General features: G+C 67.8%; 19 protein-coding genes. 12 read left to right on the top strand and 7 right to left on the bottom strand.

Annotated elements, in window-relative coordinates; genetic code table 11:
• Positions 1-10 precede the first annotated feature (10 nt).
• The 3 genes from GON01_RS05820 to GON01_RS05810 all read left to right on the top strand — a co-directional run bounded on the left by GON01_RS05820 (position 11) and on the right by GON01_RS05810 (position 2,803).
• Positions 11-265: an ATP synthase F1 subunit epsilon gene (locus GON01_RS05820; protein WP_157026390.1), complete on the top strand. Its 255-nt coding sequence runs from the start codon at positions 11-13 to the stop codon at positions 263-265.
• 156 nt (positions 266-421) lie between these two features.
• Positions 422-1,924 (top strand): CpaF family protein, encoded by a 1,503-nt coding sequence (locus tag GON01_RS05815; RefSeq protein WP_157026389.1) that lies wholly within the window; start codon positions 422-424, stop codon positions 1,922-1,924.
• 66 nt (positions 1,925-1,990) lie between these two features.
• Positions 1,991-2,803, top strand: a complete 813-nt coding sequence (locus GON01_RS05810; RefSeq protein WP_157026388.1) for a class I SAM-dependent methyltransferase — start codon at positions 1,991-1,993, stop codon at positions 2,801-2,803.
• Here the strand turns inward: GON01_RS05810 and GON01_RS05805 are convergent.
• A complete protein-coding gene (locus tag GON01_RS05805; RefSeq protein ID WP_157026387.1) occupies positions 2,800-3,201 on the bottom strand; it encodes a hypothetical protein in 402 nt (133 codons plus the stop codon). The two genes, GON01_RS05810 and GON01_RS05805, sit on opposite strands and share 4 nt — an antisense overlap.
• Before the next feature lie 36 nt (positions 3,202-3,237).
• Between GON01_RS05805 and GON01_RS05800 the strand changes: the two genes are divergently transcribed.
• The 3 genes from GON01_RS05800 to GON01_RS05790 are packed head-to-tail and all read left to right on the top strand — an operon-like array spanning position 3,238 to position 6,280.
• A complete protein-coding gene (locus tag GON01_RS05800; protein WP_157026386.1) occupies positions 3,238-3,573 on the top strand; it encodes a tRNA-binding protein in 336 nt (111 codons plus the stop codon).
• Positions 3,574-3,618: 45 nt separating this feature from the next.
• Positions 3,619-5,220 carry an MFS transporter gene (locus GON01_RS05795; protein ID WP_309503154.1) on the top strand — a complete coding sequence of 534 codons (1,602 nt, stop codon included), beginning with the start codon at positions 3,619-3,621 and terminating at the stop codon, positions 5,218-5,220.
• A 28-nt stretch (positions 5,221-5,248) separates the two neighbouring features.
• A complete protein-coding gene (locus tag GON01_RS05790; protein ID WP_181599939.1) occupies positions 5,249-6,280 on the top strand; it encodes an alanine racemase in 1,032 nt (343 codons plus the stop codon).
• A 1-nt stretch (position 6,281) separates the two neighbouring features.
• On the opposite strand, the gene GON01_RS05785 is transcribed toward GON01_RS05790, so the two are convergent.
• A complete protein-coding gene (locus GON01_RS05785; protein WP_157026385.1) occupies positions 6,282-7,454 on the bottom strand; it encodes an acetyl-CoA C-acetyltransferase in 1,173 nt (390 codons plus the stop codon).
• A gap of 32 nt (positions 7,455-7,486) precedes the next feature.
• On the bottom strand, positions 7,487-8,608 hold the full coding sequence (locus GON01_RS05780) for an alpha/beta hydrolase (protein WP_232328671.1): 1,122 nt from the start codon (positions 8,606-8,608) through the stop codon (positions 7,487-7,489).
• Positions 8,609-8,699: 91 nt separating this feature from the next.
• On the opposite strand from GON01_RS05780, the gene phaR reads away from it, so the two are divergent.
• The gene (gene phaR / locus GON01_RS05775; RefSeq protein ID WP_157026383.1) at positions 8,700-9,242 is read left to right on the top strand and encodes a polyhydroxyalkanoate synthesis repressor PhaR; all 543 of its coding nucleotides are present in this window, start codon (positions 8,700-8,702) and stop codon (positions 9,240-9,242) included.
• On the opposite strand, the gene recR is transcribed toward phaR, so the two are convergent.
• Positions 9,239-9,835 carry a recombination mediator RecR gene (gene recR, locus GON01_RS05770; protein WP_157026382.1) on the bottom strand — a complete coding sequence of 199 codons (597 nt, stop codon included), beginning with the start codon at positions 9,833-9,835 and terminating at the stop codon, positions 9,239-9,241. The two genes, phaR and recR, sit on opposite strands and share 4 nt — an antisense overlap.
• A gap of 346 nt (positions 9,836-10,181) precedes the next feature.
• Between recR and fmt the strand changes: the two genes are divergently transcribed.
• Genes fmt through GON01_RS05755 form a run of 3 tightly spaced genes read left to right on the top strand, consistent with a single transcriptional unit; the run spans position 10,182 to position 12,106 of the window.
• Complete coding sequence (gene fmt, locus GON01_RS05765; RefSeq protein WP_157026381.1) at positions 10,182-11,144, top strand: methionyl-tRNA formyltransferase; 963 nt, start codon at positions 10,182-10,184, stop codon at positions 11,142-11,144.
• Positions 11,141-11,881, top strand: coding sequence for a tRNA pseudouridine(38-40) synthase TruA (truA, locus tag GON01_RS05760; RefSeq protein ID WP_181599920.1), 741 nt, complete (start codon positions 11,141-11,143; stop codon positions 11,879-11,881). Before fmt ends, truA begins: the two co-directional genes overlap by 4 nt.
• 45 nt (positions 11,882-11,926) lie before the next feature.
• Complete coding sequence (locus tag GON01_RS05755; protein WP_157026380.1) at positions 11,927-12,106, top strand: hypothetical protein; 180 nt, start codon at positions 11,927-11,929, stop codon at positions 12,104-12,106.
• Positions 12,107-12,188: 82 nt separating this feature from the next.
• Here GON01_RS05755 and GON01_RS05750 read toward each other — a convergent pair whose 3' ends face one another.
• From GON01_RS05750 to GON01_RS05740, 3 genes are all read right to left on the bottom strand, one after another.
• Complete coding sequence (locus GON01_RS05750; protein ID WP_232328670.1) at positions 12,189-12,758, bottom strand: PEPxxWA-CTERM sorting domain-containing protein; 570 nt, start codon at positions 12,756-12,758, stop codon at positions 12,189-12,191.
• 133 nt (positions 12,759-12,891) lie between these two features.
• Positions 12,892-14,694 (bottom strand): acyl-CoA dehydrogenase C-terminal domain-containing protein, encoded by a 1,803-nt coding sequence (locus GON01_RS05745; RefSeq protein WP_157026379.1) that lies wholly within the window; start codon positions 14,692-14,694, stop codon positions 12,892-12,894.
• A gap of 87 nt (positions 14,695-14,781) precedes the next feature.
• Positions 14,782-15,207 carry a MerR family transcriptional regulator gene (locus GON01_RS05740; protein ID WP_157026378.1) on the bottom strand — a complete coding sequence of 142 codons (426 nt, stop codon included), beginning with the start codon at positions 15,205-15,207 and terminating at the stop codon, positions 14,782-14,784.
• Between the two features lie 154 nt (positions 15,208-15,361).
• Between GON01_RS05740 and GON01_RS05735 the strand changes: the two genes are divergently transcribed.
• Positions 15,362-16,039, top strand: coding sequence for a DUF6975 family protein (locus GON01_RS05735; RefSeq protein WP_157026377.1), 678 nt, complete (start codon positions 15,362-15,364; stop codon positions 16,037-16,039).
• A gap of 42 nt (positions 16,040-16,081) precedes the next feature.
• Positions 16,082-16,933: an AAA family ATPase gene (locus GON01_RS05730; RefSeq protein ID WP_157026376.1), complete on the top strand. Its 852-nt coding sequence runs from the start codon at positions 16,082-16,084 to the stop codon at positions 16,931-16,933.
• Positions 16,934-16,974 lie beyond the last annotated feature (41 nt).

Genomic DNA, 16,974 nt, shown 5'->3' with positions numbered 1-16,974 from the left:
GGTCTGAACAATGCCCCTGCACTTCGAACTCGTGACACCCGAAAAGCTCGTCCGTTCCGAGGGCGTGTACATGGTCACCGTCCCCGGCACCGAGGGCGATTTCGGCGTGCTAGAGGGCCACTCCCCGCTCGTCTCGACGCTGCGCGATGGGGACCTGCTGGTGTTCGTCACCCAAGCGGCCCAGCCCGCAACGATCCGCGTCCAAGGCGGTTTCGCCGAAGTCAACGAGCGCGGCCTGACCGTTCTGGCGGAACGCGCCGAATAGGCTCTCGTCCTCCGCACGAGCGGAGGCCTCCATTCTGTCGCATCCGCTTATCTGCGTCCCAGCGGCCGGGAGATCGCGCCTCCCGATTAGCACTCTGTCAAAGTTTGCGCCCTATTCACCCTAGCGCTCGCAATTGAGCCAAATGCTGGGGATGGAATGAGCGCATTCGGGAAACGTGGCGGCGTCGGCGGACAAAGGCCGTCCTTTGGCGTGGCGCGGCCGATGCAGGCGACCGCCCCGGCCCCCGCGCCTGCGCCCTCCGCGCCGCGCGAAACGCCGGGCGATCCGTTCCCGGTCGCCGATGCGGAGCCGATCGCGCCGCCGATGGACGCCCTGCAACGGCTCGCCGAGCGCCAGGCGGCGTCGGGAGAGGCCGGCCAGTCCAAGGTCGAAGGCTTCGAATCTTCGGTTCATCGCATCAAGGAGCAAGTGCTTCCCCGCCTGCTCGAGCGCGTCGACCCGGAAGCGGCGGCCTCGCTCAGCAAAAACGAGCTGGCCGAGGAATTCTCGCCGATCATCGGCGAGGTGCTGGCCGAGCTGAAGATCACGCTGAACCGGCGCGAGCAATTCGCGCTCGAAAAGGTGCTGATCGACGAGCTGTTGGGCCTCGGGCCGCTCGAGGAATTGCTTGCCGACCCCGACGTGTCCGACATCATGGTCAACGGCCCGCAGCAGACCTATATCGAGCGCAAGGGCAAGCTTGAGATCGCACCGATCCAGTTCCGCGACGAGGAGCATCTGTTCCAGATCGCGCAGCGGATCGTGAACCAGGTCGGCCGCCGCGTCGACCAGACCACCCCGCTTGCCGACGCGCGCCTGAAGGACGGCAGCCGCGTCAACGTGATCGTGCCGCCGCTCTCCCTGCGCGGCACAGCCATCTCGATCCGCAAATTCTCGGCCAAGCCTATCACGCTCGATATGATGGCGAAGTTCGGATCGATGTCGGAGAAGATGGCGACGGCGCTGAAGATCGCCGGCGCCAGCCGCTTCAACATCGTCATCTCGGGCGGCACCGGCTCGGGCAAGACGACGATGCTCAACGCCTTGTCGAAGATGATCGACCCCGGCGAGCGCGTGATCACGATCGAGGACGCGGCCGAGCTTCGCCTGCAGCAGCCGCACTGGCTGCCGCTGGAAACCCGTCCGGCGAACCTGGAAGGCCAGGGCGCGATCACGATCCGCGACCTCGTCATCAACGCGCTGCGCATGCGTCCCGACCGCATCATCCTGGGCGAAATCCGTGGCAGCGAGTGTTTCGACATGCTCGCGGCGATGAACACCGGCCATGACGGCTCGATGTGCACGCTTCACTCCAACTCCCCGCGCGAATGCCTCGCGCGTATGGAGAACATGGTGATGATGTCGGACATCAAGGTGCCGAAGGAAGCGATCAGCCGCCAGATCGCCGACTCGGTCGACATGATCGTGCAGGTGAAGCGCCTCCGCGACGGCTCCCGCCGTGTCACCAACGTCACCGAGGTGATCGGCATGGAAGGCCCGGTGATCGTGACGCAGGAGCTGTTCAAGTTCGAGTATCTGGACGAGACCGCAGACGGCAAGATCATCGGCGAATACCGCTCGTCCGGCCTGCGCCCCTACACGCTCGAAAAGGCAAAGCAGTTCGGTTTCGACCAACCGTTCCTCGAAGCCTGCCTGTGATTGATCGAAAGCTGCTGGCCGCGTAACGCTTGTCCCGATCCGGCAACGACCGGACAAGGAGGGACTATGCGCATTTTCTCGATTGCTGTCGCTTCGGCCGCCATGCTGATTGCCGCCCCGGCGTTTGCGCAGGCGCCCAGCGCCGCGTTGAAGGCGGCCGTCGCGGCGCCATCACGGACCGACGCGAATCGCGCGCGCGACCAGTACCGGCATCCGGCCGAGACGCTGGCCTTTTTCGGCGTGAAGCCGACCGACACGGTCGTCGAAATCTGGCCCGGCGGCGGCTGGTACACCGAGATCCTGGGGCCCTATCTCGCCGCCAATGGGCAGCTGATCCTCGCCAATGCCGGCGACAAGATGGGCAAGACGCTGACGGCGGAGCTCGCATCCGATCCGGCGATCTACGGCAAGGTCCAGCACGCCGCGTTCCCTAGCGTGCTCGGCGGCACCGGCGTCGCGCCCGGCACGGCCGATGTCGTGCTGACCTTCCGCAACGTCCACAACTGGCGGGGCGGCTACCAGACGGCCGACAAGCAGGACTATAGCCTCGCCGCGTTCAAGGAGATGTACGCGATGCTGAAGCCCGGCGGGACGCTGGGCGTCGTCGATCACCGCCTGCCCGAAAAGGCGGATGCCGAGCGCGAACGGACCAGCGGCTATATGAAGGTCTCGACGATCCGCCGCCTCGCCGAGGAGGCCGGGTTCAAGTTCGTCGGCGCGTCCGAAGTGAACGCGAACCCGAAGGACACGGCGGACTGGGCAAAGGGCGTGTGGACGCTGCCGCCGACCTATGCGAACGGCGAGACCGACCGCGCCAAATACCAAGCGATCGGCGAAAGCGACCGCATGACGCTGAAGTTCGTAAAGCCGAAGGCCTAAAGATCGGGCGCCGGGCGGAAGTCGATCTCCGTCTCGACGTCCGGCGCCTGCGGGCGGAAACGCCACAGCGCGAAGGCGATGATGCCGGCGGCGGCGGCAATGGCGAGGATCGGCATCAGCGGCACCGACGAGGCATCTTCGTCACTGACAGCCGTATCCCGCCAGGGCTTTGCCTCGGCCAGACCGGCGCGTCCGGTCTGTTCGGCGAAGGAGACGCCCGACCCTTCGCTGACCGTGACGGTGCGTCCGTCGTCCAGCGCCACGTCATGGCGGAAGTCCAGCGATTCGCGGTCGCCGCCGGTCTCCGCCTTCGCGCCGCGCAAACCCTCGGCGGCCGGCGGGTCGCGATTGGCCGGATCGGCCATGCCATAGACGCGGGCTTGGTCTTCGTCTGCCATGGCGGCTAAACGTTCCGGGGGCGCAAGAGGTTCAAGATGACGATTCCGTTCGATGCCTTCCTTGAGGTCGACATCCGCGTCGGCACGATCGTCTCGGCCGACCCGTTCCCCGAGGCGCGCAAGCCGGCCTACAAGCTGGTGATCGATTTCGGCCCCGAGATCGGCCGCAAGAAGTCGAGCGCGCAGATCACGAAGCATTATCCGGCGGAATCGCTGGTCGGCCGCCAGGTCGCCGCCGTCGTCAACTTCGCTCCGCGCCAGATCGGGCCGTTCATGTCGGAGGTGCTGACGCTCGGCTTTCCCGATGCGGACGGCGAAGTGGTGCTGGTTCAGCCCAGCCATGCCGTGCCCGACGGCGGGCGGTTGTTCTAGGGCGGCGGCGGGCTTAAGCCGTTCCGAAAGCGTGGGAGGGGCAGCGTGGCGACGATCGCGGAGGAACCGGTCAAGGAACTCAAGCCCAGCGAGGTGCGGCTGGTCATCACCGCTTCCTCGTTGGGCACGATCTTCGAATGGTATGACTTCTTCATCTACGGCACGCTGGCGTCGATCATCGGCCGCACCTTCTTCCCGGCGTCCAGCCCGGCCGTGGAGCTGCTCTATTCGCTCGCAGGCTTCGCCGTCGGCTTCGGCTTCCGCCCACTGGGCGCAGTGCTGTTCGGCTATTTCGGCGACAAGCTTGGCCGCAAATATACGTTCCTGATCACGATCACGGTGATGGGCCTGGCGACCGCCGCCGTCGGCTTCGTGCCGTCCGCGGCGCAGATCGGCCATGCCGCCCCGGTGATCCTGATCCTGCTGCGCATCTTCCAAGGCCTCGCGCTGGGCGGCGAATATGGCGGCGCCTCGATCTATGTCGCCGAGCATGCGCGAGCGGACAGGCGCGGCTATTACACCGGCTTCATCCAGGGGAGCGTCGCGGGCGGCTTCATCCTGTCACTTGCCGTGGTGCTGCTGACGCAGGCGGTGCTGGGCCAGGAGGCGTGGAAGGCCTGGGGCTGGCGGGTGCCGTTCGTCTTCTCGCTGCTGCTGCTGGCAGTCTCGCTCTGGATGCGGCTGAAGCTCAACGAGAGCCCGGTGTTCCGCGCGATCAAGCAGGCCGGCGAGCTCTCGCGCAACCCGCTGAAGGAGACCTTCACCCATCCGGGCAATTGGCGCCGGCTGCTGGTCGCGCTGTTCGGCATCGCCGCCGGGCTGACCGTCATCTGGTACACCGCGATGTTCCAGGTGCTCTATTTCCTCCAGAACGCGATGAAGCTGGATCCCACCACGGCGCAGGTGCTGGTCGGCATCGGCGCCGGATCTGGCCTCGGCTTCTTCGTGCTGTTCGGCTGGCTGTCAGACCGGGTCGGCCGCAAGCCGCCGATCGTGATCGGCTATGCGCTGACGCTGATCCTGCTGTTCCCGATCTTCGGCATCATGGGCAAGGCCGCGAACCCGCACCTCGCGACCGCCGCCGCGCGCGCGCCAGTCGTGGTCGGCGGGCAGAACTGCAGCTACAGCCCGTTCGCGAAGGTGCAGGCGACTGAGTGCGGCAAGGCGCTCGACATGCTGACCAAGCGCGGCGTGCCCTATACGGTCAACCGCGAGCTAACCGGCGTCATCATCGGCGACATCCGCGCCAGCGCGGGCCGCTACCCGACCGCGGCCGAGCTCGACGCCGCGTTGAAGACAGCGGGCTACGAGCTGGAGCAGACCATGCCCCAAGGCGGCAACATCGCGATCATCCTGCTGGGCGTGCTCGCGCTCAGCGCGCTTTCCGGCGCGACCTACGGCCCCGTCGCGGCGCTGCTGTCGGAGCTCTTCCCGGCGCGCATCCGCTACAGCTCCATGTCGATCCCCTATCATATCGGGACCGGCTATTTCGGCGGCTTCCTGCCCTTCGTCAGCCAGTACATCATCGCCAAGACGGGGAACCCCTATGCCGGCCTGTGGTACACCTGGGCGGTGGTCGCGATGGCGCTGGTGGTGACCGTCATCTGGCTGCGCAGTGACGACCTGCGCACCCTCGACGAGGCATGACACGCCCGCTACCGCGCGCCCGGTGACCATCTCCCCTCCCCATCGGCTGCGGCTGGACTGCGCCGCATTGGTCGCGAACTGGCGCTGGCTGCAGCGCCAAGGCGGCGGCGCCGCGTGCGGCGCGGCGGTCAAGGCCGACGGCTACGGGCTCGGCGCGCGCGAGGTCGTCGCCAGGCTGGCGGCGGCCGGGTGCCGGGACTTCTTCGTCTCGACATGGGCCGAGGCAGCGGCGCTGATGCCGCTGCCGGCGGGTGTGGCGCTGTCGGTGCTGCATGGCGTCCGGCCGGAGGACATGGCGGCCGCTACGGCCCTTCCCGCCCGTCCCGTGCTCAACACGCCCGAGCAGGTGCGGCGCTGGCGGGAGGCCGGCGGCGGGGCGTGCGACGTGATGATCGACACCGGCATCAACCGGCTCGGCATCGCGCCGGGGGACGCGGACCTGCTGGACGGGCTCGCGATCGAGACGCTGATGAGCCACCTCGCCTGCGCCGACGAGGACGTGCCGCAGAACGCCGATCAGCGCGATGCGCTGCTCGCGGTCGCCCAGCGCGTGCCGCACCGCCGCTTGAGCCTCGCCAACTCGGCGGGCGTGTGCCTGGGACCCGATTATGCCGTCGACCTGACCCGTCCGGGCCTCGCACTTTATGGCGGGCTGCCGCGCGGCGAGGCGGCGGGACACCTCCGCCAGGTCGTCTTTCCCGAAGCCCAGGTGCTGCAGCGCCGCCGCGTGCCCGCGGGTGCGAGCGTCGGCTACAACGCGACCTGGACGGCCACTCAGGAGACCGAGATCGCAGTCCTCAACATCGGCTATGCCGACGGCATCCTGCGCGGCTTTTCCGGCACCGGGCGCGCGCGGGTGGGGGACGCTACCCTTCCCTTTGTCGGCCGGGTATCGATGGATCTGGTCGCGATCGACGCCACCGCCGCGCCCGGGCTTGCAGAAGGCGACTGGGTGACGATCAACTACGACCTTCCAGCCGCCGCGGCCGCATCCGGCCTGTCGCAGTACGAGCTGCTGACCGGCCTGGGCGACCGGTTCGAGCGAGTGTGGTCCGACTAGCTCACCGCTCCACGCACATGGCGATGCCCATGCCGCCGCCGATGCAGAGCGTCGCCAGGCCCTTCTTCGCGTCGCGCTTCGCCATTTCGTAGATCAAAGTCGTCAGCACGCGCGCGCCCGAGGCGCCGATCGGGTGGCCGATCGCGATCGCGCCGCCGTTGACGTTCACCTTGTCCGGATCCCAGCCCATGTCCTTGCCGACCGCGAGCGCCTGGGCGGCGAAGGCTTCGTTCGCCTCGATCAGGTCGAGATCGCCGACCGACCAACCCGCCTTTTCCAGCGCGCGGCGGCTCGCCGGCACCGGGCCGATGCCCATGATCGAGGGATCGACGCCGCACGACGCCCAGCTGGCGATCCGCGCCAGCACCGGCGAGCCGCGCCGCTCCGCCTCTTCACGGGTCATCACGACAAGGGCGGCGGCCCCGTCGTTCAGGCCGGAGGCGTTGCCGGCAGTGACGGTGCCTTCCTTCTTGAACGCGGGCTTCAGCCCGGCAAGGCTGGCGACGACCACGCCTTCGCGGATGAACTCGTCGCGGTCGACGACGGTGTCCCCCTTGCGGGCCTTGATCGTGACCGGCGCGATCTCGTCCTGGAAGCGACCCGACGCCCGCGCCTTTTCCGCCTTGTTCTGCGAAGCGCAAGCGAAGGCGTCCTGCTCGTCGCGGGTGATCTGGTATTTCTCCGCCAGGTTCTCCGCGGTGATGCCCATGTGATAGCCGTTGAAGACGTCGGTCAGGCCGTCGACGATCATCGTATCGACAAGCTGCACCGCGCCCATCTTGGTGCCGCCGCGCAGCTGCTGCGCGTGCGGGCTGAGCGACATGCTTTCCTGGCCGCCCGCCACGACGATCCGCGCGTCGCCGGTCGCAACCATCTGCGCTGCCGTGGCCACGGCGCGAAGGCCGGACCCGCAGACCTGGTTCAGCCCCCAGGCCGGCACTTCCTTCGGCACGCCCGCCGCCATCGACGCCTGGCGCGCCGGATTCTGGCCCTGGGCGGCAGTCAGCACCTGGCCGAGGATGACTTCGGACACTTCGTCGGCGCCGACGCCGGCCTGGGCGAGCGCCGCCTCGATCGCGACGCGGCCGAGCTCGTGCGCCGGAGTCGCGGCAAAGGAACCAAGGAAGCTGCCGACCGGCGTGCGCTTCGCGGCGGTGATGACGATGTCCTGCATGGCTGTCTCCTGAGAGTCTGGACCGGCGACTATCAGTTTTGCTGCAACTGCGAAAGCATTGCGGCGAGCGGCTGCCAGAGCTGTTCGCGGGCGCGGGAGCCGACGATCATGCCGACATGGCCGAGGCCCAAGGTGCGGCCGTTCGCCAGCCGCGCCGACGAGGGCGCCGGCACGATCCGGTCGCTCAGCGACACGAACTCCAGCGTCGGGACGCGCAGGCGCGCGGGATCGACCGTCCCGCCACCGACGCGCCATGCGCCGCGCCCGGTGACGTCGGCGCCGATAAAGTCCTCGAACAGGTCGCGCCCGGCGGCGTAGGGCAGCGGCGCGCCGGCATTGGCCCAATCCTCCAGCGCGACGAACGCGCGGGCGGAATCGGAGGCGGGGTCGAGCCGGCCGAACGCTTCGTACTTGGCGACGGTGCGGGCAGGATCGAGCCGCCAGAAGCCGCTTTGCAGCACTTCCATCGGCACCAGCCCCATTGCCTCGGCGGCGGGCCGGGCGGCCTGCCACAAGGCAGCGATGTCGTCCCGCGCGGCAGGGCCGAAGCCGGCGAAATGCCAGGGCGCGGCGATCAGGGTCAGGCTGCGGATGCGGGCGTGCATCGCGGCAGCGAGCGCCATCGTCCCGCCGAGGCAATAGCCGACCAGATGGGCGGGCTCGCCGAGCTCGCCGAGGAGGGGGAGGAGGAGCTCGGCATGGGCGGCGATGTCTTGCTCCTCCCCAAGCTCTGCTGGGGGAGGGGGGCCATGTGAAGCATGGTGGAGGGGCCCGGAGCGAAACGGAGAGCCAGCTTCGTCGCTGCGCTCCGCCGCTCCACCACTCGCTTCGCGAGCGGTCCCCCTCCCCTGCAAATGCAGGGGAGGATTTAGCACTCCCCAATCCACCAGCAGGGGGCGGACGCCTTGGGTGCTCAGCCAGCGGAGCAGCGAGTTGTCCTCGGCCAGGTCGAGGATGAAGGGCGGGTTGATCAGCGAGGGCACGAACACCGCCGGCGGCCCCACCCCGCCATAGTCCCGCAGCACCGCGCGTCCGGCGCGGGCAACGATCGGCATGTCCGGCGGCCGCGGCGTTCGCGGGGCGGCCTGATAGGCGCGCAAGCCCGCCAGCACCGCCGCGCGGCGCGCCGGATCGCCTTCGGTCTGGCTGCGCATCAGGTCGAGGAACAAAGGCAGCGGCCGCGGCCCGTGTTGCGCTGCGGCATGGCCGGGTGCTAGCCTCTCTTTTTCTGTTGAAGGCTCGTCCATGGCCAAGAATCCCAATCGCGACGCGCCCGACGTCGTGATCATCAAGAAATACGCGAACCGGCGCCTCTACAACACCGAGACGTCGAGCTACATCACGCTCGACCATCTGGCGACCATGGTGCGCGAGGGCCGCGAGTTCCAGGTGCTCGACGCGCGGACCGAGGAAGACATCACCCGATCCGTGCTTGCCCAGATCATCATGGAGGAGGAATCGCGCGGCCAGACGATGCTGCCGGTCAACTTCCTGCGCCAGCTGATCTCCATGTATGGCGATTCGATGCAGGGCATGGTGCCGCAATATCTGGAAGCGTCGATGGACGCGTTCCGCCGCAACCAGGCCCAGTTCCACGAAGCGATGAAGGGCGCCTTTTCCGGCGGCCCGTTCGCCGAGATCGCGCGCCGCAACATGGAGATGTTCGAGGCCGCCACCACCGCCTTCACGCCCAAGGGCAAGCCGGATGCCGCGTCGAAGGACGACGAGATCGCGGCGCTGAAGGCGCAGCTGGCGGAGCTTCAGTCCAAGATCGAGAAGCTCGGCTAGGCGACCGGCCGCCGTGCGCGCAGCGCCTGGGCGAGCGTGCCTTCGTCGAGATAATCGAGCTCGCCGCCGACCGGAAGGCCATGGGCGAGCTGGGTGAGGCGAACCGGGAAGCGCTCGATCCGCTCGGCGATGTAATGGGCGGTGGTCTGCCCCTCGAGCGTCGCGTTCATCGCCAGCACGACCTCGTCGATCCCGCCGGCGGCGATCCGCGACACGAGGCTGTCGATCCGCAGGTCCTCCGGCCGCACGCCCTCCAGCGCAGAGAGACGGCCCCCGAGCACATGATAGCGGCCGGGGAACAGCCGCGAGCGATCGAGCGCCCAGAGGTCCGGCACGTCCTCCACCACGCACAGCGCGCGGGCGTCGCGGCGCGGATCGGCGCAGATGCCGCAGGGATCGGTGGTGTCGACATTGCCGCAGATGCCGCAGGTGGCGAGCCGCTCGTTGACCGCCTCCAGCGCGCGCAGCAGCGGCGCGAGCGCAGTCTCCCGCTTCTTCAGCAGATGCAGCACCGCCCGCCGGGCGGAGCGCGGCCCAAGCCCGGGCAAGCGCGCCAGCGCCTGGGTGAGAGTCTCGATTTCGGGAGAAGCCATGGAGCCGATATAGCAGCGCGTCCGCGATCCGGGAGAGGGCGCGAACCCCGCCCCCAATCATCGGAAGGTTAGGAAAGTTCGCCGCGTGGAAAAAATCCGCTCTATCACCGAACCGGCATTGATCGATTCCGTCGATAAATCGCTCAGGCCCATCCGTCAGCTCCTCTGATCCGCGATAGGGAGAACGTATCAGGAACACTGGACGTAGGACAGGAAAATGTGCGGCAGGCACGGTGGAGGGCTCGCGAGCGACAGTGTACCCGATGCCGGACGGCCCCTCCACCAACCCGCTTCCCCGGCTTGGTCCCCCTCCCCGTTCCGGGGAGGAGCTGTTAGAGGGCGCGCCATGCGCCTGATCTTCATGGGAACGCCCGAATTCGCGGTGCCCGCGCTCGACGCGCTCGTCGCAGCGGGGCACGAGGTTGCGGCGGTCTATTGCCAGCCGCCGCGGCCGGCCGGGCGCGGCAAGGCGCTCCAGCCCTCGCCGGTGCAACGGCGCGCCGAAGCGCTGGGGCTGGACGTGCGCACGCCCGTCACGCTCCGCGATGCCGGCGAGCAGGCGCGGTTCGCGGCGGTCGGCGCGGACGCGGCGGTGGTCGCGGCCTATGGCCTGATCCTGCCCGGGCCGATCCTGGCGGCGCCGCGGCTCGGCTGCTTCAACATCCACGCCTCGCTGCTGCCCCGCTGGCGCGGTGCGGCGCCGATCCAGCGCGCGATCCTGGCCGGAGACGCCGTCACCGGCGTCACCATCATGGATATGGAGGCCGGGCTCGACACCGGCCCGATGCGCGCCACCGTGGAGATCGGGATCGACCGCAAGACCGCGGGCGAGCTCACCGCCGAACTGGCCGACAAGGGTGCGGCGCTGATGGTGACGGTGCTCGGCGACCTGGCGGCCTATCCGCCTCAGCTGCAGCCGGAAGAGGGCGTCACCTATGCCTCCAAGGTCGACAAGGCCGAAGCGCGGCTGGACTTCGCCGCCGGCGCCGAGGCGGCCGAACGGCAGGTGCGCGCGTTCAATCCGGCGCCGGGCGCATTTTTCGAGCTTGGCGGCGAGCGGATTCGGGTGCTGAGCGCGGAGGTCGTTCATGACCTCGACGCAAACCCAGCTGCCGAGCCCGGCGGGAAGACGGGGGGTCCCGGTTTTGGCCGGGATGACGCCGGGTTGGTGCTGGACGATCGCCTTCTGATCGGCTGCGGCACCGATGCGCTTCGTCCGACGACGGTGCAGCGCGCCGGGCGCGGGGCGATGAGCGCCGACGCACTGTTGCGCGGCTTTCCGATCCCGCCGGGCACGCGCCTCTCGTGACCCGCTTTGCGCTGACGATCGAATATGACGGGCGGCCGTTCATGGGGTGGCAGCGCCAGGACCATGGCCCGAGCGTCCAGCAGGCGATCGAGACGGCCGTCGAGCGGATGACCGGCGAAACGGTGGCCGTCCATGCCGCCGGCCGCACCGATGCCGGCGTGCACGCGATGGCGATGCGCGCGCATCTGGAGTTGGAGCGCGACCTGACGCCGTTCCGGCTGATGGAAGGACTGAACGCGCTGCTTCGCCCGGACCCGGTCGCGATCCTGGCCTGCGGCATCGTGCCGGACGACTGGCACGCCCGCTTTTCGTGCATCGGCCGCGCCTATGAATACCGGATCGTCAACCGCCGGGCGCCGCTGACCTGGGAAGCCGGGCTCGCCTGGCGCGTACCGGCGCCGCTGGACGTCGCGGCCATGCACGAGGCGGCGCAGATCCTGGTCGGCCGGCACGATTTCACGACCTTCCGTTCGGTGCACTGCCAGTCGGAAAGCCCGGTCAAGACGCTCGACCGGCTGGACGTCGCCCGCGAGGGCGAGGGCGTGACGATCTTCGCGGAAGCGCGATCGTTCCTGCATCACCAGGTGCGGTCGATGGTCGGCTGCCTGGCGCTGGTTGGGCAGCGTAAATGGAGCGCCGGCGATCTTGCCGCAGCGCTGGCGGCCCGGGACCGCGCCGCGCTCGGCTTCAACGCGCCGCCGGACGGCCTCTATTTCGTCCGGGCGCGCTATCCCTGAACGGATCGCGGCGGCCTGCGTTCTCCTCGTTCAAAGGAGACGGCCATGAGCAACGAGAAGAATCCGATCGATTCGCCCGATGAAAAGTCAGTCGGCAGCCGCGAGCCCAAGGAGAAGCTGCCCAAGGAGCCGATCGAAGGCAGCGCGGGCGAAGAGGACGGCGTGATGGGCACCGCCGGCGTCGTCCAGAATCAGGACAATCCGACCAGCGTTCCGGCCGGCTAGCCGCACGGCACCCGCCCAGCGCACGCAGAAGGGCGCCGCCGGCCGCAAGCCGGCGGCGCCCCTGTCATTCCTCAGACGCCGATCAGGCGAAGGTGACGGACGTGCGCGTGCGGCGCCGCGCGGCCATGCCGGCCATCGCGAAACCGCCGATCATCATCGCCCAGGTCGCCGGCTCCGGCACCGCCACGGCGTTGCCGAGCACGAAACGGCCGGAACGCGGGCCATTCGAGAAAACGCCGTTCACGAGGACCGTTTCCGCGGGCGGATTGCCGATGCAGGTAAACGAACCGCCGACCGCGTCGAAGCAGAGCGCGTTGTTTCCGCCAAGGCCGAAATTATCCCACTGCATGTGACCGGCGACGCTGTAGTCGAACACGATGTCGGTCGCGGTCGCCTGGAACGACGTGCCGGACAGGAACGTGAAGTTCGAGTTGCTGTTGTCGAGCGTCACCGTTCCGCCCGGGTTGGAGAGCGTGAATGACCAGGCAGTGATGTTCGCCATCGACAGCACGCCGGTCGTGCCGTCGGTCGTCAGCGAAACACTGACGGTCGCCGTGTCGATCGCATGATTGCCCGTATAAACAGTGGCTTGCGCCGGAATCGTCGCAAATGCGCAGCACGCGCCAAGCAAGGCCGCTTTCAGCAAAGTCATAGAAACCCCCTTTTGCACCCCGGTTCGGATCAAGCACAGATCGAACCGCTTGCAGTCAACGCCTATTAACGGCGTGCGTCAAGTACGGACTTTTACTGTCCATTATTGAGACACAGCTTTATTATAACTTAAATCAAGCCGATCGAGCGAAGTGGTGCGGGAGCAGGGCCATCATCGAGTCCGAGCCACCCTCGATCTCCTTGCGCAGGCCATAGGCCCGGGGTGCGAGGCGATCGAACCAGAAGCGGGCCGTGACCAGCTTCGCCTCCAGGAAAGCCTTGTCCCCGTCGCCCGCGTCGAGCTGCGTCTGCGCGGCGACTGCCATGCGCAGCCACATCAGGCCGACGCCGACGATCCCCATCAGGTGCATATAGGGCACAGCGCCCGCGCCGGCATTGTTCGGGTTGGCGAAACCGTTCTGCATCAGCCACATCGTCGCGGCCTGAAGCTCCGCCAAGGTCCCGCCCAGCGCCTCGGCGAGCTTGGCCTGAGGGCCGTTCTTCGCCGCGGCCACTTCGTCCGCGGTCATCCCGAAGAACGCCTGGATCGCCTGGCCGCCCTTGGCCGGCAGCTTGCGGCCGACCAGATCCATCGCCTGCACGCCGTTCGTGCCTTCGTAGATCATCGCGATCCGGGCATCGCGGACATATTGTTCCATCCCCCATTCGGCGATGTAGCCGTGGCCGCCATAGACCTGCTGGGAATCGGTCGCGATCCTATAGCCCATGTCGGTGCCGAAGCCCTTGATCACGGGCGTCAGCAGCCCGACGAGCGCATCGGCCTTATCGCGCTCTTCCTCGCTCGGTGCCTTGTGCGACAGGTCGACCAGCAGCGCGGCCCACAGGCACAGCGCGCGCAGGCCTTCAGTCAGCGCCTTGCCTTCCATCAGCATGCGACGGACGTCCGGGTGGACGAACAGCGGGTCCGCCTTCTGCTCGGGCTCGGCGGGACCGGTCAGCGCGCGCCCCTGGCGGCGATCGTGCGCGTACGTCACCGCGTTCTGATAGGCGACTTCGCCGACGCCCAGGCCCTGCAGCCCGACGCCGAGGCGCGCCGCGTTCATCATGATGAACATCGCGGCCAGGCCCTTATTCTCCTCGCCCACGAGGAAGCCGGTCGCGCCGTCGTAATTCATCACGCAGGTCGAGTTGCCGTGAATGCCCATCTTGTGCTCGATCGAGCCGCACGAGACGGCGTTGCGCTCGCCGAGCGACCCGTCCGCGTTCACGAGCAGCTTGGGCACGATGAACAGGCTGATGCCTTTCACGCTGTCCGGCGCGTCCGGCGTCTTGGCGAGCACAAGATGGATGATGTTCTCGGTCAGGTCGTGCTCGCCGGCCGAGATGAAGATCTTGGTGCCGGTGATGCGATAGCTGCCATCCGCCTGCGGCTCGGCCCTGGTCTTGATCAGCCCGAGGTCGGTGCCGCATTGCGGCTCGGTCAGGTTCATCGTGCCGCCCCATTCGCCCGAGATCATCTTCGGGCAATAGAGCGCCTTCTGCTCGTCCGACCCCTTGGCGAGGATCGCCGCGGTCGCGCCGGCGGTCAGGCCGGGATACATCATGAAGGCCATGTTCGCGGAGATCGCGAATTCCTCGAACGCGGTCATCACCACGTGCGGCAGACCCTGGCCGCCGAGTTCCTCCGGACCGGACAGCGTCGGCCAGCCGGCATCGACGAACTGGCGGTACGCTTCCCTGAAGCCGGTCGGAGTCGTAACGGAGCCGTCCTGGTGGCGCGTGCAGCCCTCCCGGTCGCCGACCTGGTTCAATGGGAACAGCACTTCCGCGACGAACCGCCCGCCTTCGTTCAGCACCGCGTCGATCGTGTCGGCGGTCGCGTTCTCGAACCCCGGCAGGTTGGCGTAGCGGTCGAGCCCGAGCACCTGGTCCAGGATGAACCGCGTGTCGCGGACGGGTGGCGTATAGCTGGGCATTCGCGTCTCCAAAACCGCGCTCCGGCGAAGGCCGGAACCGTCGGCACGATGTTTCGCATGGCTCCGGCCTTCGCCGGAGCGCGATCCTCAATGGCTCGCCTGGGCCTCGACCTTTTCGACCATCTTCACGAAGCGGGTCAGCTCGTCGATCTGGGCGTCGATGTCGAGCCGCTGGCGCTTCAGCAGCTCGATCCGCGCATTGCACTTCTCGATCGTCACCTTGCGCTGCATGTGGCGGCCGTCGCCAAGGTCGTAGAGGTCGATCATCTCCCGGATTTCCGCGAGGCTGAAGCCGGTGCGCTTAGCCCGCAGGATCCAGGCGAGCCGCGCCCGGTCGCGCTTGGTATAGATGCGCGTCGTGCCGCGCCGGATCGGCTGGATCAGCCCTTCCTCTTCGTAAAAGCGCAGCGCCCGCGGCGTGACGTCGAATTCCTCGGACAGGTCGGTGATCGAATATTGATGCCGGTTCTGCGTATCCGGCGTGTCGACGATCGCGTGGTGCGGTGTGGCCATCACTCATGTAAAGCATCCCATTTACGTAAGCGTCAAGCTGTTAACCGCGTTCGCCGCCCCCGAAATAAACCACCTCTTTACGGCCCTTCTCTATCCCCTTGGCCACGGATGCACCGGCGCTTGGCGGAGCGCGCGACAGCAGGGACAAGGATTAATGAGTCACGCGATCGAAACGGCACGCAGCGAACAGGTCGCAGACCTGCTGGTTTCGCTGGTGCGCGCGGACGGGAGCGCTGGCCACGCCTATCCGCAAGCGACCGAGCTCACCGCCGGCCCCGAAGCGATGCGCAACTTGGCCGACGCGGCCCATTATCTGTGCGTGCTGCACGGCCGCTTCCCCGGCGTGATCGAGCATGCCGCCAGGAAGACGGGCCACCCGGCCGCGCGCGGCTGGCTGTCCACCGCCGCCGAAGCGTTCGCCGCCGAGCGCGCGCTGCTGACGCGGCTGGCGGTCGCCACCGGCCCGCTGCCCAGCACGCCGGGCCAGGCCGAATGCGAAGCCGCGGTGTTGCAGCAGCGCCACGCGCTCGAGATGCTGTCCCAGTCGGAGCGGGCCGGCTGCGCGCTGGGCGCCGCCTTCGCGCTCGCGCTCGACTGGCAGGCGGTCCGCGCCGTGCTGGAAGCCGCCGCGCGGCGCGCCTCTATCGCGCCGGGCGACTGTGGCCTTCCGGGCGAGGAAGAGACGCGCACCGTCGCGATGATCGTCGCCGAGACGACATCGTTCGAGCGGGCGATGAGCTTCGGCGCCCAGCAATTGCTCGCCCAACATCGCGGGCTGTGGGACCTGCTGGAGGCGCGGCAGCAGGCGCGCCAAGGTTTGACGCTCTCGTAAACGTCACCTATCCCCGGCCGGCCAGCAACGGAAAGGCCGGGAATGCGCTTCGAAGGCACGCGGGACTATGTCGCCACCGACGACCTGAAGGTGGCGGTGAACGCAGCGGTGACGCTGCGCCGGCCGCTGCTGGTGAAAGGCGAGCCGGGCACCGGCAAGACCGTCCTCGCGCAGGAAATCGCCAAAGCGATCGGTGCGCCGCTGATCGAATGGAACATCAAGTCCACCACCAAGGCGCATCAGGGGCTTTACGAATATGACGCGGTGGCGCGCCTGCGCGATGGCCAGCTCGGCGACCCGCGCGTCCATGAGATTTCCAATTATATCCGCAAGGGCAAGCTGTGGGAGGCGTTCACATCGCCCCAGCTGCCGGTGCTGCTGATCGACGAGATCGACAAGGCGGATATCGAGTTCCCGAACGACCTGCTGCACGAGCTCGACCGGATGGAGTTCCACGTTTACGAGACCAAGGAGACGGTCCGCGCGGTCGAGCGGCCGATCGTCGTCATCACGTCCAACAATGAAAAGGAGCTGCCCGACGCATTCCTGCGCCGCTGCTTCTTCCACTACATCAAATTCCCGGACCGGGAGACGATGCAGGCGATCGTCGACGTCCATTTTCCCGGCATCCAGAAGATCCTGGTCCAGCGCGCGATGGACATTTTCTACGAGGTCCGGGACGTGCCGGGGCTGAAGAAGAAGCCCTCGACCAGCGAGCTGCTCGACTGGCTGAAGCTGCTGCTGCACGAAGACATGCCGCTCGAGGTGCTGCAGAACCGCGACCCGACCAAGGCGATCCCGCCGCTGCACGGCGCGCTCCTGAAGAACGAACAGGACGTGATGCTGTTCGAACGCCTCGCCTTCATGGCGAAGCGGCAGGGCCGGCCGGGCTGACGCCCAGCCGCTTGCGGCCAGGGCGCTTCACTGCCAGTCTC

The organism is Sphingomonas horti, assembly GCF_009753715.1.
In the GTDB taxonomy this organism is placed as follows: Bacteria; Pseudomonadota; Alphaproteobacteria; order Sphingomonadales; family Sphingomonadaceae; genus Sphingomonas_B; species Sphingomonas_B horti.
Note: the sequence above shows the minus strand (reverse complement) of the source record. Positions and strands in the feature narration are given on the sequence as shown.

Excerpts from the sequence above, each read along its gene's own strand:
- GON01_RS05820 (WP_157026390.1), top strand. The coding sequence starts at position 11 with ATGCCCCTGCACTTCGAACTCGTGACACCCGAAAAGCTCGTCCGTTCC.
- GON01_RS05815 (WP_157026389.1), top strand. The coding sequence starts at position 422 with ATGAGCGCATTCGGGAAACGTGGCGGCGTCGGCGGACAAAGGCCGTCC.
- GON01_RS05810 (WP_157026388.1), top strand. The coding sequence starts at position 1,991 with ATGCGCATTTTCTCGATTGCTGTCGCTTCGGCCGCCATGCTGATTGCC.
- GON01_RS05805 (WP_157026387.1), bottom strand. The coding sequence starts at position 3,201 with ATGGCAGACGAAGACCAAGCCCGCGTCTATGGCATGGCCGATCCGGCC.
- GON01_RS05800 (WP_157026386.1), top strand. The coding sequence starts at position 3,238 with ATGACGATTCCGTTCGATGCCTTCCTTGAGGTCGACATCCGCGTCGGC.
- GON01_RS05785 (WP_157026385.1), bottom strand. The coding sequence starts at position 7,454 with ATGCAGGACATCGTCATCACCGCCGCGAAGCGCACGCCGGTCGGCAGC.
- GON01_RS05780 (WP_232328671.1), bottom strand. The coding sequence starts at position 8,608 with ATGCGCAGCCAGACCGAAGGCGATCCGGCGCGCCGCGCGGCGGTGCTG.
- phaR (WP_157026383.1), top strand. The coding sequence starts at position 8,700 with ATGGCCAAGAATCCCAATCGCGACGCGCCCGACGTCGTGATCATCAAG.
- recR (WP_157026382.1), bottom strand. The coding sequence starts at position 9,835 with ATGGCTTCTCCCGAAATCGAGACTCTCACCCAGGCGCTGGCGCGCTTG.
- fmt (WP_157026381.1), top strand. The coding sequence starts at position 10,182 with ATGCGCCTGATCTTCATGGGAACGCCCGAATTCGCGGTGCCCGCGCTC.
- GON01_RS05755 (WP_157026380.1), top strand. The coding sequence starts at position 11,927 with ATGAGCAACGAGAAGAATCCGATCGATTCGCCCGATGAAAAGTCAGTC.
- GON01_RS05750 (WP_232328670.1), bottom strand. The coding sequence starts at position 12,758 with ATGACTTTGCTGAAAGCGGCCTTGCTTGGCGCGTGCTGCGCATTTGCG.
- GON01_RS05745 (WP_157026379.1), bottom strand. The coding sequence starts at position 14,694 with ATGCCCAGCTATACGCCACCCGTCCGCGACACGCGGTTCATCCTGGAC.
- GON01_RS05740 (WP_157026378.1), bottom strand. The coding sequence starts at position 15,207 with ATGGCCACACCGCACCACGCGATCGTCGACACGCCGGATACGCAGAAC.
- GON01_RS05735 (WP_157026377.1), top strand. The coding sequence starts at position 15,362 with ATGAGTCACGCGATCGAAACGGCACGCAGCGAACAGGTCGCAGACCTG.
- GON01_RS05730 (WP_157026376.1), top strand. The coding sequence starts at position 16,082 with ATGCGCTTCGAAGGCACGCGGGACTATGTCGCCACCGACGACCTGAAG.